This window comes from Pilimelia terevasa (assembly GCF_014647915.1).
Lineage (GTDB): Bacteria > Actinomycetota > Actinomycetes > Mycobacteriales > Micromonosporaceae > Pilimelia > Pilimelia terevasa.
In genome coordinates this window covers 203,170-218,413 of record NZ_BMQC01000006.1, presented here as the reverse complement: position 1 = coordinate 218,413, position 15,244 = coordinate 203,170, and the positions used below count along the sequence as shown (strand labels likewise).

General features: G+C 76.3%; 12 protein-coding genes and 2 tRNA genes. 8 read left to right on the top strand and 6 right to left on the bottom strand.

What is annotated here, in order from left to right; genetic code table 11:
- The first annotated feature begins 40 nt into the window (after nucleotides 1-40).
- The 3 genes from IEY75_RS10785 to IEY75_RS10775 are packed head-to-tail and all read left to right on the top strand — an operon-like array spanning nucleotide 41 to nucleotide 4,633.
- Entirely contained in the window at nucleotides 41-526 is a 486-nt protein-coding gene (locus IEY75_RS10785; protein WP_189114133.1) for a peptidase associated/transthyretin-like domain-containing protein, read from the top strand.
- Nucleotides 527-543: 17 nt separating this feature from the next.
- Nucleotides 544-2,112 (top strand): S8 family serine peptidase, encoded by a 1,569-nt coding sequence (locus tag IEY75_RS10780; RefSeq protein WP_189114132.1) that lies wholly within the window; start codon nucleotides 544-546, stop codon nucleotides 2,110-2,112.
- Nucleotides 2,113-2,116: 4 nt separating this feature from the next.
- Complete coding sequence (locus tag IEY75_RS10775; RefSeq protein ID WP_189114131.1) at nucleotides 2,117-4,633, top strand: CHAT domain-containing protein; 2,517 nt, start codon at nucleotides 2,117-2,119, stop codon at nucleotides 4,631-4,633.
- Between the two features lie 73 nt (nucleotides 4,634-4,706).
- Here the strand turns inward: IEY75_RS10775 and IEY75_RS10770 are convergent, their stop codons facing one another.
- Nucleotides 4,707-5,006, bottom strand: a complete 300-nt coding sequence (locus IEY75_RS10770) for a hypothetical protein (protein ID WP_189114130.1) — start codon at nucleotides 5,004-5,006, stop codon at nucleotides 4,707-4,709.
- 230 nt (nucleotides 5,007-5,236) lie between these two features.
- Here IEY75_RS10770 and IEY75_RS10765 point away from each other — a divergent pair.
- Both IEY75_RS10765 and IEY75_RS10760 read left to right on the top strand, forming a co-directional pair.
- Nucleotides 5,237-5,309, top strand: a tRNA-Asn gene (locus IEY75_RS10765).
- A gap of 179 nt (nucleotides 5,310-5,488) precedes the next feature.
- Nucleotides 5,489-5,565: transfer RNA gene (locus tag IEY75_RS10760), tRNA-Ile, on the top strand.
- A 356-nt stretch (nucleotides 5,566-5,921) separates the two neighbouring features.
- Here IEY75_RS10760 and IEY75_RS10755 read toward each other — a convergent pair.
- Both IEY75_RS10755 and IEY75_RS10750 read right to left on the bottom strand, forming a co-directional pair.
- Entirely contained in the window at nucleotides 5,922-6,125 is a 204-nt protein-coding gene (locus IEY75_RS10755) for a cold-shock protein (RefSeq protein WP_189114129.1), read from the bottom strand.
- A 237-nt stretch (nucleotides 6,126-6,362) separates the two neighbouring features.
- Nucleotides 6,363-6,581: a hypothetical protein gene (locus tag IEY75_RS10750; RefSeq protein ID WP_189114128.1), complete on the bottom strand. Its 219-nt coding sequence runs from the start codon at nucleotides 6,579-6,581 to the stop codon at nucleotides 6,363-6,365.
- 176 nt (nucleotides 6,582-6,757) lie between these two features.
- Here IEY75_RS10750 and IEY75_RS10745 point away from each other — a divergent pair, with 176 nt between their 5' ends.
- Nucleotides 6,758-8,245, top strand: a complete 1,488-nt coding sequence (locus IEY75_RS10745) for a DEAD/DEAH box helicase (RefSeq protein ID WP_189114127.1) — start codon at nucleotides 6,758-6,760, stop codon at nucleotides 8,243-8,245.
- 70 nt (nucleotides 8,246-8,315) lie between these two features.
- On the opposite strand, the gene IEY75_RS10740 is transcribed toward IEY75_RS10745, so the two are convergent.
- Both IEY75_RS10740 and IEY75_RS10735 read right to left on the bottom strand, forming a co-directional pair.
- Nucleotides 8,316-8,630, bottom strand: a complete 315-nt coding sequence (locus IEY75_RS10740) for a PAS domain-containing protein (protein WP_189114126.1) — start codon at nucleotides 8,628-8,630, stop codon at nucleotides 8,316-8,318.
- 579 nt (nucleotides 8,631-9,209) lie between these two features.
- Complete coding sequence (locus tag IEY75_RS10735; protein WP_189114125.1) at nucleotides 9,210-9,788, bottom strand: fascin domain-containing protein; 579 nt, start codon at nucleotides 9,786-9,788, stop codon at nucleotides 9,210-9,212.
- A gap of 362 nt (nucleotides 9,789-10,150) precedes the next feature.
- On the opposite strand from IEY75_RS10735, the gene IEY75_RS10730 reads away from it, so the two are divergent.
- Both IEY75_RS10730 and IEY75_RS10725 read left to right on the top strand, forming a co-directional pair.
- Nucleotides 10,151-11,533 carry a hypothetical protein gene (locus IEY75_RS10730; RefSeq protein ID WP_189114124.1) on the top strand — a complete coding sequence of 461 codons (1,383 nt, stop codon included), beginning with the start codon at nucleotides 10,151-10,153 and terminating at the stop codon, nucleotides 11,531-11,533.
- Between the two features lie 354 nt (nucleotides 11,534-11,887).
- A complete protein-coding gene (locus IEY75_RS10725; RefSeq protein ID WP_189114123.1) occupies nucleotides 11,888-13,327 on the top strand; it encodes a DUF4153 domain-containing protein in 1,440 nt (479 codons plus the stop codon).
- Between the two features lie 55 nt (nucleotides 13,328-13,382).
- On the opposite strand, the gene IEY75_RS10720 is transcribed toward IEY75_RS10725, so the two are convergent.
- Entirely contained in the window at nucleotides 13,383-15,155 is a 1,773-nt protein-coding gene (locus tag IEY75_RS10720; RefSeq protein ID WP_229789526.1) for a DUF8508 domain-containing protein, read from the bottom strand.
- Nucleotides 15,156-15,244 lie beyond the last annotated feature (89 nt).

Below are 15,244 nucleotides of genomic sequence, written 5' to 3'. Positions count from 1 at the left end.
CGGATCTGGTCGGTGCGGGGACGAGGCGGGGGAGGGCGTCATGACCGGGACCGAGGAAGTCGGCGCCGCGGACGCGGCCCTGCTGCGCGACCTGCGCCGGATGTGGACGGCGGCCGACCCCGCCCCGGCCGACCTGGCCGAGCGGGTCATGTTCACCCTCGCGCTGGAGGACCTGGAGGTCGAACTGGCCCAGCTCCAGGAGCAGAGCCTGGCCGGTGCCCGGACGGCCGCCGCCGAGACGGCCACCAGCATCACCTTCCACGCCTCGCAGCTCACCGTGCTGCTGACCGTCCAGGCCGCGGGCGCAGGCGCGGACGGTACGCCGCTGCGCCGGCTCGACGGCTGGCTCGCCCCGGGGGCGGCGCTGGCGGTCGAGGTCCGGGCCGGCGACCGCACCCTGCACGCCGAGGCCGACGCCGACGGGCGGTTCGCGCTCGACGGCGTGCCCGCCGGCCTCGTCCAGCTCCGCATCCAGCCGGGCGGTCCGCTGCTGCGGGCCGTCGTCACACCCGCCGTACAGGTCTGAGGCCCGGGAGGCACGCCATGACCGACCCGATCGATCCGCACCCGGCCGCCCGCAGCAGGACCCCCGGCGACGTCGACCCGCCGCTGCCGCCCGAGAGTGTGCTGGCCCAGTACGGCGCCCGGGTCCTCGACGGCGCCACGGCGATGGTGACCGACGGCCAGCGGATCCGCCCCACGGCGTACCGGACCGACTGGCTGCTCGCCCGCGCCGACCGGCTCACCCAGCTCATGGCCCCGCTGACGGCGGCCGCCAAGTCGCTGGGCCTGACCATCCGCGAGGAGCCGCGGACCGTCGGCACGGTCAGCACCGGCGTCCGGCTCAAGATCCGGCCGGCACCTGGCAAGGCCGCCGTGGTCGACGCGTGGGCGGTCCTCCAGCAGGCGCGGGCGGCCTCCGGCAGCCCGCTGCGGGGGGTCGGGCTGGACCACCTGATGTTCTCGACCAGCTCGTTCTTCGGCGCCCCGTACTACTCGGCGGCGCCCTACTACTCGGCCGCCCCGTACTACTCGGCGGCACCGTTCGACGGCGGCGCCATCGCCCAGTACTCCCAGCCCGGCTACGGCGGCACCCAGCCGGTCGCCGTCGTCCAGCCGCCGCCCCCGCGCACCAAGGTCCCCACCCGGCCCGTGGTGGCCACCCTCGACACTGGGTGCGGCGCGCACACCTGGCTCGCCGACGGCGTCATCACCGACCTGGGGCTGACCGACCCGGTCAGCGGCGAGGAGAAGCCGGTCGGCTACCTCAAGCCCGACCCCGAGCGCGACGGCGACCTCATCGGACCGCTGGACGGCGGCCGGGACCCGCTGGCCGGCCACGGTACGTTCATCGCCGGCCTGATCCGCCAGGTCTGCCCGGACGCCGACATCCTCGCCGTGCGGGTGATCCACTCCGACGGGGTGATCCCGGAGTCGTCCCTGATCACGGCCCTGGAGCAGATCGTCGAGCTGGCCCGCCGGCACGCCGCGGGGGAGCCCGGCGGCCACCGGGTCGACGTGGTCTCCCTGTCGCTGGGCTACTACCACGAGGCCCCCGAGGACGCCGCCACCGACACCGCGCTGCTGGCGATCATCGACAAGCTGGGCCAGCTCGGCATCCCCGTGGTGTGCGCCGCCGGCAACGACGCGACCACGCGGCGGCTGTTCCCGGCCGCCTTCGGCGAGCGGCCCGAGGGCGCCGAGGGCGGCGAGCGCCTGCCCGTGGTCAGCGTCGGCGCGCTCAACCCCGACGACAGCGTCGCGCTGTTCAGCAACAGCGGCGACTGGGTGCTGCGCTGGGAGCCGGGGGCGGCGCTGGTCAGCACGATGCCGCCGTTCGCCAACGGGCTGAACTCCGGCGCCACCACCAAGGACCCCACCGGCCGGGTGCGGCGCTCGCTGGACCTGGACAACTTCACCGGCGCGGCCGACTTCGTGGGCGGCTTCGCCGTCGGCAGCGGTACCTCCTACGCCACCCCGGTCTTCGCCGCCCGCGTCGCGCGCGAACTGCTGGCCCAGGCGCGCCGGCCCCAGGGCATCCCGCTGGACGCGACCGGCGCGGAGGCGGTCACCCGCGGCTTCCGGGCACTCGGCGCCCTGCTCAAGGTCTGACGCCGTGTCGGCGCGGGCGGCGCAACTGCACGCGGAGGCGGTCCGGGCCACCGAGCGCGGCCAGCACGACGAGGCCTGGTCGCTGCTGCGCGCCGCGCTCGGCGCCCAGCCCCCGCCGGCCTGCCGCGCGCGCATCCTGGTCAGCCTGGCCTTCCACGAGGCCGAACGGCGCAGCCTCGCCGCCGGGCTGGCCCTGCTCGACGAGGCGGACACCGGCGGCCTGCCCGACCAGGTCCGGGGCATCGTGGCCATGCAGCGCGGCCTGCTGCACCTGCGCGCGGGCGCGCCGGGCCCGGCGCTGGCCGGCTTCGACGCGGCGATCGCGCTGCTGGACGAGTCGGAGCCGCAGGACATCTGCCGGACCCTGCTCAACCGCGGGATGCTGCGCCTGGCCCCCGGGTCGCTGGTACAGGCGGAGGCGGACTTCGCCCGGTGCGTGCGGATCGCCGACAGCCACGACCTCACGCTGCTGGCGGCGAAGGCCCGCCACAACCTCGGGTACCTCGCCCTGCTGGCCGGCGACCTGCCCCGCGCGATCCGCGAGATGGACGCCGTCGCACCGGTCCTGGCCGACCACTCGCCGACGGTCTCGGCCGTCTACCACGTCGACCGCGCCAGCGTCCTGCTGACCGCGGGCCTGTTCCACGAGGCGGACGAGGACCTGCGGCAGGCGGCAGCGCTGTTCGCGGTGACCGAGAGCCCGCAGGACCAGGCCGAGACCGCGCTGGCCCGGGCGCAGTTGGCGCAGCGCCAGGAGCGCTGGGGGGACGCGCGCGCCCACGCCACCACCGCCCGCCGGCTGTTCGGCGAACGGGGGGCCGCGCCGTGGGCGCTGGTGGCCGACGCCGTGCTGCTGGCCACCGACCTGGGGGCGGGGCGCGGGCTGGCGGCCGTCCAGGTGGCCGGCGCCGCGCTGGCGGCGCGGCTGCGGCAGCACGGCCTGGCCGACGAGGGCCGGCGCACCGCGCTGACGGCGGCCGCCGCCGCGCTGCGCCGCCGCGACGGGCGGGCCGGCCCGGCCGGCCAGCGCGCGCTGATGGCGCGGCACCTGGCCGGCGACGCGCTGCGGCTGCGCCGCGACGACCCGATCGGCACCCGGATGCAGGCCCGGGCGCTGCGCGCCGACCTGGCCGACGCCGAGCAGGAGCCGAAGCAGGCGCTGGTCGAACTGCGGGCGGCCGTGTCCGACCTCCAGCAGCACCAGGCGTCCTTCGGCAGCCTCGACCTGCAGACCGCCGCCGCGGCACACGTGGAGCGGCTGGCCGCCCAGGGTTTGCGGCGGGCGCTGGAGCAGGGCGTACCGGCGGCGGTACTGGCCTGGACCGAGCGCGCCCGGGCCCTGTCGGCCCGGCTGGCGCCGGTGAGCGCGCCGGCCGACGCGGCCGCCGCCGAGATGCTCGCCGAGCTGCGCCACGCGCAGGCCGCGCTGCGGACCGGCGCCCTGGCCGGCCACCCCGACCCGGTGCTGCGGACCCGCTGTCTGGCGCTGCAGCGGCAGATCCGCCAGCGTGCCTGGTACCGGCCCGGCCCCCGCCAGGTCACCGCGCCCGCCGCGCTGCGCGACATCGTCGGCGGCCTGGGCACCGGGACGCTGGTGACGTACCTGGTCGTGGACGAGGCGCTGCACGCGCTGGTGGTCAGCGGGCGCCGCCGCGAGCTGGTGGCGCTGGGCGCCGCCGCGCCCCTGTACGAGTTGCAGCGCCGCTGGCGCGCTGATCTGGACGCGCTCGCCGCCGAGACCCTGCCGCCCGCGCTGCGGGCGTCGGTGCGCACGGCGTGCGCGCGCGCCGCGGCCGGCGTCGACGACCTCCTCGCGCGGCCGCTGGCCGGCCGGCTGGGGGACGGGCCGCTGCTGGTCGCCCCGCCCGCGCGGCTGGCCACGCTGCCGTGGACCCTGCTGCCGACGCTGCGCGGCCGCCCGCTGTCGGTGGTCCGCTCGCCTACGGCCTGGCTGGCGGCGCGGCCGGGGGCGGCGCTCCCGCCGCGGCCGGTCGTCACCGTCGCCGCGGGGCCGCTCGTGGCCCGGGCCGACGCCGAGGTCAAGCTGGTCGCCGACACCTGGCCGGACGCGGTGACACTGGGCGGGCCGGCGGCCACGGCCGCCGCCGTCCGTGCGGCGGCCGGGTCGACCGACGTCCTGCACGTGGCCGCGCACGGCGTGCACGAGCCCGACAACCCGCTGTTCTCGTACCTGCAACTCGCCGACGGCCCGCTGTACGGCCACGAGTGCGACTCCTGGGAGCGGCCGCCCCGGCACGTCGTCCTGTCGGCGTGCGAGCTGGGACTGTCGCACCGGCGGCCCGGCGACGAGACGTTGGGCATGACGGCGGCGCTGCTGCACGGCGGGGCGGGCAGTGTCGTGGCCGGACTGGCCCGGATCGGCGACGAGGTCGCCTACGCGGTGGGTCCGGTCCACCACGGGGCGCTGCGGCGGGGCCTGCCACCCGCGGCGGCGCTGGCCGAGGCGCTGGAGTCGGTCGACACGCCGACCCCGCTGGTCTGCTTCGGCGCCGGCTGGTAGCTGGCCGAGCGGGGCCGCGCAGCACGAAGCGGGCGCGCGTGTGATCGCAGCGCCCGCCCCGAGCAGCTCGGGTTCAGCGAGGTCGGCCCGGCGACCCGCCGCCGACGCCCGCCGGGGACAGCGGCTCGGCGCTGCCGTGGCGCAGCTTCTCGCCCAGCTTGCTGTTGCTCAACGTGTGGCTGACCGCGTCCTTGCCCTGGTCGTACAGCTTGTTCGCCTCCGCCTGGACGACGCCGGCGGCCTCCTGGACGGTCGGGTGGTCCCAGAGCCTGCGGGCGGTCACCGCGATCTGCTCGTACCGCTCCCGCCCGGCCCGCGCGCCGATGACGTAGCCGGCGGCGGCTCCGAGAGCGAACCACAGTTTCCCGCGCATTCCGCGCTCCTCTCAGTCTGCCGCGGACGGCCCGCCCGGCCCTGGTGCTGGTCGGTGCGCTGCCCCTGGTCGGTGCCTGGGCCTCCGCGTCGTACGTGTTCGTGGCATACCCATCCTCCCCTTCAGGTATGCCTGGGGCGAGGGGGAAACTCCCCGAACCCGGTGGCACCCCACGGGGGTGTCTCCTGTAATGTGGTCCCCGACCCGCCAGCCAGCGGCGTCGTCTACATTCCCCCATAGCTCAATTGGCAGAGCAGCCGGCTGTTAACCGGCAGGTTTTTGGTTCGAGTCCAAATGGGGGAGCTCCAGGTCAGGCCATCGCCGTCAGCGGCGGTGGCCGTCTTCGTCGAGGGGCAGGGCGCTCGGCGCCTGGCAGTGCGGTACGTCCGGTTTCGTCGGTAGACCAGGATGCTGCACCGAATGTCGTTAATCGGACCTTGTGGAGCGACATCGGCGGCGTCCGGTAGCCTCGGGGCACGTCCGGGGCGGTAGCTCAGCTGGTCAGAGCAGGGGACTCATAATCCTTGGGTCGCGGGTTCGAGCCCCGCCCGCCCCACCAGCGCAAACGCAAGATCACTGATCTTGGAAAGTGGCTCTGGGGGAACCGTGGGGGGACGGGTCCCTCTGAGGCGCTCTCCGTGCGGCCCGGACAGAGGGGCGTGGAGGGCCGATCTGTCCGCCTGTGTGGAGTGCCGGGAACCGGGAACGCGACGCGCGGGTCCACTGAGGTCACGGCCGTGAGCTGAGGAAACTGGCGGCCGGGTGTCGGACCACGCCGGTGAAGTGCGGGGTGCGCGCGGCTCGGCCGCCGCCGAGGTGGTGACCCTCAAGCGCGGGTGTCCGCGGAAGAAAACCGGTGGAGCGGGAGGATGTGGCTGACCGGCGCGAGCCGCGCCGGTCAGCGCGACATCTACGTCAGATGACCCGGACGGCGCTGGCCTGCGGCCCCTTGGCGCCCTGGGTGATCTCGAACTCCACGCGCTGGTTCTCGTCCAGGGTGCGGAAGCCGTTGGACTGGATCTCCGAGAAGTGGACGAAGATCTCGTCATCGCCGCCGTCGACGGCGATGAAGCCGAAGCCCTTGTCGCCGTTGAACCACTTCACAGTTCCCTGCGCCATGCCGAATGCTCCTTCGATTGCACGGGCCGCACGGTGCGGCGCCGCAGGCCGTAGGCCGGCATCGACGTCCATGAGAACGCGAGACGCCCGCTTACCGATTCGCGGGCTCCCGATACACCAGGTAGTTCACACGCAAAATCACGACCACTCGCTACAACATACGCCCTGTCGGCGGGAATCCCCAGTCTGGCGTCGGTGCGGCGTTGCGTGAGTACCGCCACTGTCGCCCGCCGGGCCTCAGCGGGCGACCTGCTGCCAGCGGCTGGGCCCGCCCATCCACGCCTGGGCCAGGATCTCGGCGGACTGCCGCCCGGGGCACTGGTGCACGGTCGAGCGGCCCGCGTCGCCGCCGGCCTGCGCCTCGACCTCCCAGTGCTCGCCGTCGGTGCGGATGTACACGTCCCGCCGCGCGCGGGCGCTGCGCTCGCCGTTCCACCATTGACGCTCGACTCTCATACGCCGACGGTATAGCACCGTGCGGAACCCGTACCCGTCGCGCGCGGGCTGGGGTACAGTGGCCGCAGCGCGCCCGCACCGTTCTGCCTCGAGGCGCGTTTCCGTCGATCCCCACGCGCCGCAGCCAGCATGGGCTGCGCCGGGCAGGACGACCCTTTCGTGTACGGAGAACCTGTATGGCGGCACGCCGCCCTCATCACCCCACCTCGCCCGTCCCGTCCAGCTTCTCGGCCCTCGGCGTCCACGACGCCCTCGTCCGGGAACTGGCCCGTCAGGGCGTCACCACTCCCTTCCCGATCCAGGCGGCCACGCTGCCCGACTCGCTGGCCGGGCGCGACGTGCTCGGCCGCGGGCGGACCGGCTCCGGCAAGACCTACGCGTTCGTCCTGCCCGTCCTGCACCGCCTGGCGGCGCCGGGCGCGGCGGCGCGGCGCCCGGGCCGGCCGCGCGCGCTGATCCTCGCCCCGACCCGCGAGCTGGCGACCCAGATCGCGGCGTCGGTCGAGCCGCTGGCGCAGGCGCTGTCCCTGCGCACCCTGACCGTCTTCGGCGGCGTGGGCGCAGGCCGGCAGATCCGCGAGCTGCGGGCGGGTGTCGACATTGTCGTGGCCTGTCCGGGCCGGCTCGCCGACCACGTCGCCAGCGGGCACGCCCGGCTCGACGGCGTGGAGATCACCGTCCTGGACGAGGCCGACCACATGGCGGACCTCGGCTTCCTGCCGGTGGTCCGGCGGCTGCTGGCGCAGACGCCGCGCGGCGGCCAGCGGCTGCTGTTCTCGGCCACGCTGGACGCCGCGGTCGACGCGCTGGTGCGCCAGTTCCTGGTCGACCCGGTCCGGCACAGCGTGGACTCCTCGCTGTCGCCGGTCGCCGCGATGACCCACCACGTGCTGCACGTCGACCGCAACGACCGGCTCCCGGTCCTGGTGGATCTCGTGGCCGCGCCCGGCCGGGCGCTGGTGTTCACCCGCACCAAGCACGGCGCCAAGGCGCTGACCCGGCGGCTGATCGCGTCGGGCGTGCCGGCCGTCGAGCTGCACGGCAACCTGGCCCAGGGCGCCCGCGACCGCAACCTGTCGGCGTTCACGGCGGGGACGGCGCGCACGCTCGTGGCCACCGACATCGCCGCCCGCGGCATCCACGTGGACGACGTCACCCTCGTCGTGCACGCCGATCCGCCGGTCGAGCACAAGGCGTACCTGCACCGGTCCGGCCGCACGGCCCGCGCCGGTGCCGGCGGCACCGTGGTCACGCTGATGACCGACGACCAGACCGCGGACGTCCGCGACCTCGTCCGCAAGGCGGGCATCAGGCCGACGACCACCCGCCTGCGCCCGGGCGACCCGCTGCTGGCGGAGATCGCCCCCGGCGACCGGATGTTCGTCGAGCCCCCCGCGGCCCCGCCCGCGCCCGCCGCCGCGGCCGGCCGCGGACGCACGCGGGGACGCTCCCAGCCGCACCCGTCGCGGGGCTCCCGCACGCGGTCGGCCGGCACCTCCGCCGGTACCGCGGACCGGGCCGCCCGCGGCCGGACCGCCTCGGGCGACGCCGGCACCGAGCGCGGCGTCCGCGCCGACCGCGGCGGCCGCGCCGGGGCGTCGAGTTCGGGAGCCGCCGCGTTCTCTGGCCGCTCCCGGGTGGGCAGCCGCCGCGGCGGCCGCTAGCGCCGGTAGCTGACGGCGGCGGGCCGACCGGGGACGACCTGGTCGGCCCGCCGTCTACCTCCGGCCGCCGTCAGCCGGAGTCGGAGGCGACCGGGTCCCGGCCCGCGGACCACGTCGGCGTCCCGAACTCCCAGAACGGCGGGCCGGCGGTCTCCGCCGCGGTCCAGCCGAGCAGCTCCTCCCAGCGGCGGTTCACCAGCGTCACCCGGCCGCCGCGGTCCACCACGGCGACCAGGCAGCCGACGGTCTGGAGGACGGCGTCGACGAAGTCGCCGCTGGCACGGGCGCTCGCGCGCGCGGCCGACTCGTCGCAGGCCCGGCGGCGGACCTGCGCCGCCAGGTGGCTGCCCGCGACCGCCACGGCGCAGGCCAGGGCGAACGCCATCGTGATGCGCGCGAGGTAGTCGGCGGGGGCCGGTCGTAGCCGGCGATGAGGACGACGGCGAGCAGGACCAGGCCCGCCCGCAGCGCGCGGCCGGCGTGGAACACCGCCAGCCAGAGCACGGGCAGCAACGCGAGGGCGACGAAGACCGCCCCGCCCCCGGCGAGCCGCACGGGGCCGGCGACCGCGAAGTAGGCCAGGGCGGGCGCCGCCTGCCACCCCGGCGGCCACCGCCGCCACGGCAGCGCGAGGCAGGCCAGTCCCAGCGCGGCGCTGAGGGCGCCGGCCGCGAACCAGTAGCCCCGCAGCGCGGGGGTGTCGGCCCACGCCAGTGCCACGCCCAGGGCGGTGAGGGCGGCGTACGGGGCCAGTCGCCGTCCCCGGCCCGGCGGGAGCAGCGGCGCCGTCGCCGCGTCTCCCGTGATGTGGCTCACAGGGTCGGAATAGATCTGTCACGCCTCTGACCAGCGGAAACGTCCGCTACCGCGATGCCCCGGTGCGGCATCACGGCGCCCCACCCTGGCTACTGACCGGTAACAGGGCGGTGCGGCGGCGGATGTCCGCCGCCGCACCGCGGAGGTCCTAGAAAAAGCGCTCCCACTCGCCCTTGGTGGCGCTGCGGGCGCGCAGCATGTTCTTGCGGGTGCCGCTGTGGCCCTCCTCGACGGAGAGGTACCTGTTGTTGGCCAGCGACTTCAGGTAGCAGGGACCCTCGTCGCCGTCGCAGTCGATGTCGAACTTCTCCCACGGGCCGATCCGCTCGCCGCGGGCGCGCACCATGCCGTAGTCGATGCCCGTGGCGCCCAGCTCGGCGCTGAGGTACTTGTCATTGGCGATCGACTGGAAGGTGAGGTAGGTGCTGCCGCCGTCGAGGTGGGCGCAGATGTCCAGCTCCTCCCACGGCCCGTCGGCCGGCGCGCGCAGCCGCACGAGGTTGGCCAGCGCCCCGGTGTAGTCCATCTCGTTGCTGGCGTAGACGGTGCGCCCGTCCGGCTGGGTGCGGAACAGGCTGCTGCGGCCGCAGTCGGCGCGTCCCGCACGGGCGGCGTCGCTGAGCTGCCGGGCGACGTTCCCCGACGGCGCGGTCGGCGCCGCCTCGGCGACGGCCGGCAGGGCGAGGCTGCCGAGGACGACGGCGGCGGTCACGATGGTTCGCTTCACGCTCACTCCTTCTGGTCCGGGCGTGGGCGCAGTGCCCACATCGGACAGGATGTCGGGCGGGGGTGCGGGGGTGCACCCGGACCGCTCAGTCAACCAGTGGCCGATGGCCGATTCCAGCGAAAGTCGTCCACCTGACACCCGCCGACGCGCCGGAGTACCCGGCGGCGGCCCTGTCGCACCGCCGCGGTCGGGCCTGTGCGTCAGCCCACGTTCCGCATCAGACGAGCCCGAGTTGTGCCAAACTCGTGCGGAATGACCGGTGTCTACTGTCACCGGTGGGTGACCGGGTGACGGTGATCATTTAACAATCGGCCCGCAGGTGGCTAGCCTCGACTGCCGACCAACCGTGAGAGAGGGACCTCATGCGTACGCATCCGGTGGGGCACGCGCTGGTGGTGCTGGGCCTGGTCGGCGCCGTCGCGGCGCCGGTGGTCGGCGCCACCGCCGCCCCCAGCGTCGCCGCCTCGGTGTACCTGTACGACGTGACCGTCGCCGCGGGCGGCGCCGCCAAGGCGGAGGAACTGTACGTCGACACCGCCGGGGCGCCCGTGACCCTGAACCGGGCGACGGTCACCTACGACTACCGCGACGCCGCCGCCGTCGTCCGGCTGGCGGCCGCGGCCGACCCGGCGGACGAGGATCGCTGGGAGTCCTGCACCGCGGCGCCCGGCCGGCTCACCTGCCGGCTGCCGGCCGGCTGGACCCTGCGCGGGGAGGGCGACGCGCTGCCCGAGGTCCGGGTCGCGGCCGCCGACGGCGCCGCGCTGCACGCCGCCGGGCAGGTCACCACGACGCTGGCGGACCCCGCCATCGGCACCACCGCGGTCACCTCCCGGGTCCGGGTCGGCGAGCGGGCCGACCTGCGCGCCGCCGCCGACCCGCCCCTGTCCGCCGAGGTCGACGGCGGCTTCACGCGCAGCCTGGGGGTCACCAACGCCGGCCGCCGGCCGGTCGAGGGGGTGGTGGCCGTGTTCGAGGGCACCCACCACGTCGTCGACGCCGACACCGACTACGGCAACTGCCACTACGCCGACGGCGTGCTGCGGTACTGCTACTTCGCCGGCCCGCTCGCGCCCGGCCGGACGTACCGGACCAGCCTGCCGATGCACGTCGCCGCCCGCGCCTACGCCCCCGGCGTCCAGGCCAGTACCGTCACCTGGCTCACCCGGGCCGAGGCCGAGGACGCGATCGACGCCGACAGCGTCGGCGAGCCCGGCGACGGCGCACCGCTGCTCCTGCGCCTCGACCGCCGGGCCGCCCGGGTCGCGCCGCCCGCCGCGGACCACGCCGACGGCGACCGCGCCCCGAACACGGCGACGGCCGAGATCGACGTCACCGGCGTCAACGGCACCGACGTGGCGGTCAGCGGCAGCACCGTCCACGCCCGACCGGGCGACACGGTCGACCTGCGGGTCGGGTACGCGGTGGCCGGCCCCGCCGCCCTGGAGGCGCCCGAGGGCCTGCGCGCGGTGACCGCCGTGGACGTGACGCTGCCGCTCGGCGTGACCGTGGTGGAAGACCCCGACGGGTGCAGCGAGGTCGGGGAGCGGACGTGGCGGTGCTACGCGTCGGCGCGGTACCTGGCCGTCGGCGCGGGCGAGGAGTGCGCCTTCACGGTGAAGGTCAACCGGATCGTCGACGACGGGGCCGGCGAGGTGGCCCTGGTGACGGACGACCCGGCTGTCCAGCACCGGTCCGACGACCGGTCCGAGAACGACACGGCGGCGCTGCGCGTCCTGCGCTGACCGCGGCCGGGCTCGGTCCGGCGGGGCAGCGGCGTTTGCGGCCGGCCGTTACTGTCCGGTACCGGCCTGGTCACGCCGGGCCGCCCGGCGGGAGCGTCCCGCCCGGCCACGGCCCGGAAGGGAGGTCCGTCGATGGCGGACCCGGAGGAGACCGCGACACCGACCCCCGCCCCGGCGGGCGCGCCCCCGCCGGCCGCGTCGCCCTCGTCACCCGCGTCACCCTCGCCACCCGCGTCGCCTCCGCCACCGGCGCCGCCCGCTCCGCCGCCGCCCGCTGCGCCCCCGCACCCCGGGGTGTTCGACCGGTGGTGGCCGGCGCCTTCGACCGCCCCGCGCCCGGCCGCGATCGCCGCGGTGGCCGCCGGTGCTCTCGGTGCCGCGGTCTTCACCCCGCTGGGCGGCACCGGCATCGGCTGGCTCCTCGCCGGGCTCTGCGTCCTGGGCGGCTGGGGGCTGGCCCTGCGGACCGCGGACCTGCCGCCGGCCGAGCGCCGCCGCCGCGGACTCTGGGCCGGCGCGGCGCTGGCGCTGCTCGGCGTGCTGGCGTTCCGCAACGCCTGGTGGCTGGTGACCTTCTGCGTTCTGGGCGCCTTCGGCTGCACCGCCCTGGCCGTGATCGGCGGCCGCTCGCTGCGGGCCGTCGCCGTCAGCGTGTGCGCCGCGCCGGTCGCCTCCCTGCGGGCGCTGCCGTGGCTGGCCGCGGCCCTGCGCCCGGGCGCGGACGGCCCGGCCGGCTCCCGGGCGGTGGCGCTGCGCCGAAGCCTCGTGGCCGCCGTCGGCACCCTCGCGGTCCTGGTCGTCTTCGGCGGCCTGCTCGCCTCGGCGGACGCGGTGTACCGCGGGATCCTCGCCGGCCTGCTGCCCGACATCACCGCCGGGACCGTGTTCCGCACGCTGTTCCTGCTCGCCGCGGGCGGCCTGGTCGCCGCCGGGGCCGCCTTCGCGCTGGCCGGCCGCCCGGACCTCGGCGGGCTGACCGGCCCGGGGCGCCCGCGGTTCAGCCGGTGGGAGTGGGCGGCGCCCGCGGGCACGCTGGTGCTGCTGTTCGCGGGTTTCGTGGCGGTCCAGGCGACCGCGCTGTTCGGCGGCGCGCGCCACCTGGCCCGGTCGGCGGGCCTGACCGTCGCCGAGTACGCCCGCGGCGGCTTCTGGCAACTGGTGGCCGTCAGTGTCCTGACGCTCGCGGTACTCCTGGTGATCAGCCGGTGGGCGCAGCGGGAGGACCGCTGGGACCGGCTGCTGCTGCGCTGGCTGCTCGGCCCGCTGTGCGTGCTCAGCCTGGTGATCGTCGCCTCCGCGCTGTCCCGGATGTACACCTACCAGCGGGTGTTCAGCTTCACCGGCGAGCGCCTGTTCGTCATGGCGTTCGAGGCGGTCCTCGGCCTCGTCTTCGTGCTGGTCCTCGTCGCCGGCCTGCGCGGCTCCGGGGCCTGGATCCCCGAGACCGTCGCGGGGCTGCTCGTGGTGATGCTGCTGGCCCTGGCCGCCCTGAACCCGGAGGGGTACGCCGCCCGGCGCAACGTCGAGCGGTACCGCACCGACGGCGTCGTGGACCTGTGGTACCTGCGGGCGCTGTCGGCCGACGCCACCCCGGTGTTGGCGACGCTGCCGCCGGAGCTGCGCCGCTGCGCGCTCAGCCGGACGCCGGACCGGCTGCGGGGGGACCGCTGGTACGGCTGGAACCTCGGCCGGCAGCGTGCCCGGGCGGCCCTGCGGGCGGTGCCCGGACTGGCTGACGAACCCCGCGCCTGCCGGCACGCCGCGCGCTACGACGGGCCGGTCCGCCGGCCGTGAACCGCGCTGTCCGCCGCCCGGCACCGGGCGGCGGACGGTCGCGGTGCGCGGCCGGTCACGGCGTCAGGCGGGCCACCTGCGGGTCGTGGTCGCTGGCCTGGTCCACGAACTCGGCGTTGAGGTGCACGATGTCGTAGGCGGCGGCGCCCCAGCCCGCGCCGATCAGCGTGTGGTCGAGGGCCTGGGAGTTGCCCTGGTACACGTAGGTGTAGCGCTCGGCCGCCGGCAGCGTGTCGGCGAGGTTGCGCAGGGCGCCGCCGGCGGTGAGGGTCGCCAGCGTCGGCGAGAAGGCGAAGTCGTTGAGGTCGCCGACGACCGCGAGCCGCGTGTCGCCCGGCACCGCCAGGACGCTGTCGACGAACCGGCGCAGGGTGGCCGCCTGCGCGCCGCGCTGCTGCTCCGAGGGCCGCGCCGGCGGCTGGACCCGCGCGCTCAGCGGCTGGTCGCCGCCCTTGGAGGCGAAGTGGCAGGCGACCACGATGACCCGGCGCCCGCCGAAGGTGAACTCGGCGGCCAGCGGCTTGCGGCTGTTCGCCCAGGCCGGGTCCGTCGGGGCCACCCGGCCGGGGGAGTGGCTGAGCCGCGCCCCGCCGTCGGCGACGACCGTGACCGCGGTGGTCGGCCCGCCCCCGGCGCGGTCCTCGTGCCGGACGCGGGCGGGGTTGTAGAGGAAGCCGACCCGGATGTTGCCGCCGGGCTCGCCGCCGTCGGCGTCGTCGACGGGGTCGATCTGCCGGTAGGCGTACGCCGGCCCACCGGCCGCCGTAACGGCCGCGATCAGCCGCCGGTACGTCTCGGCCGCGCTGACCACGGCGTCGTTGGCGGCGCCGTTGTCGTCCTGGACCTCCTCCAGCGCGACGATGTCCGGCGACCGGAGGTGGGTGACGATGCCGGTGGCGAGCCGGTTGAACTTGGTGGCGGGGTCGCGCGGGTCGAGGTTCTCCACGTTGTACGTGGCGACCGTGAGCTGCCCGGGGGCCGGCGCCGCCGCCGTCTCCCGGGCCAGCCCGCCGGGGCGCAGGGCCCCCACGGCGGTGGCCGCGACGCCGTACCCGCCGTACTGGTCGTAGTCCACGACGCCGACGGTCTCGCCGGTCAGCACGTCGCCGACGTTGCCGGCGGGCGCCTCCCCGGCCAGCGGCGCGATCTTGAGCCGGCCGGCGTTCTGCTGGTCGTACCCGCCGTAGAGGGTGCCGCCGCGCGGCGTGCGGTGCTCGGCCGGGCGGACCGTCACCCACGTCTCCCGGTGCGCCGTCGGCCCGACCACCGGGGCGTCCCGGAGCCGCACCCGCATCCCCTCCCACGACTCGTACCGGTCCAGCGCGTACCGGGTCGGCGTCAGCGCGCGCGCCTCCTGGTCGCCGTCGGCGGCGTACGCGGCCGGCACCGCCGCGGCGGTGACCTCGACCGGCGCGGGCAGCGGCCCGGCGGCGGCGGTCTGCCGGACGGTCGGCTTGGTGATCTCGGTCCGGGACAGGCCGCCGCTCTCGGCGCCGCCGGGCCGGTACTCGCTGACGGTGCCCGTCACCTCCACGGTCGCCCCGGAGGTGACCTCGGGCCGGGTGTTGGTGAAGACGTAGACGGCCTCGCTGGTCCGCTCGTCGGCGTCCGGGGCGGCGCTCTGGATCCAGAAGCCGCCGGGCTTGGCGGCGCGGACCGCGGTGACCACGCCGGTCACGGTCACCTGGGTGCCCTGCACCGGCGACACCGCGCCGGTGCCCTGGATTTCGTGGATGGTGTGGGCACGCCGCGCCCCGACCGTCGGCACCGCGCAGGAGGCGCAGGTCAGGGCGGTGAGCAGGGCAGTGGCGACGTACGGGCTGGCCATCGGCGTACCTCTCGGTGGGAACGGGCCACCGCGGCCCCCCACGACGGGTGGGCGGCCACGGTGGACACTCGGTCCATTCTCACCGATCC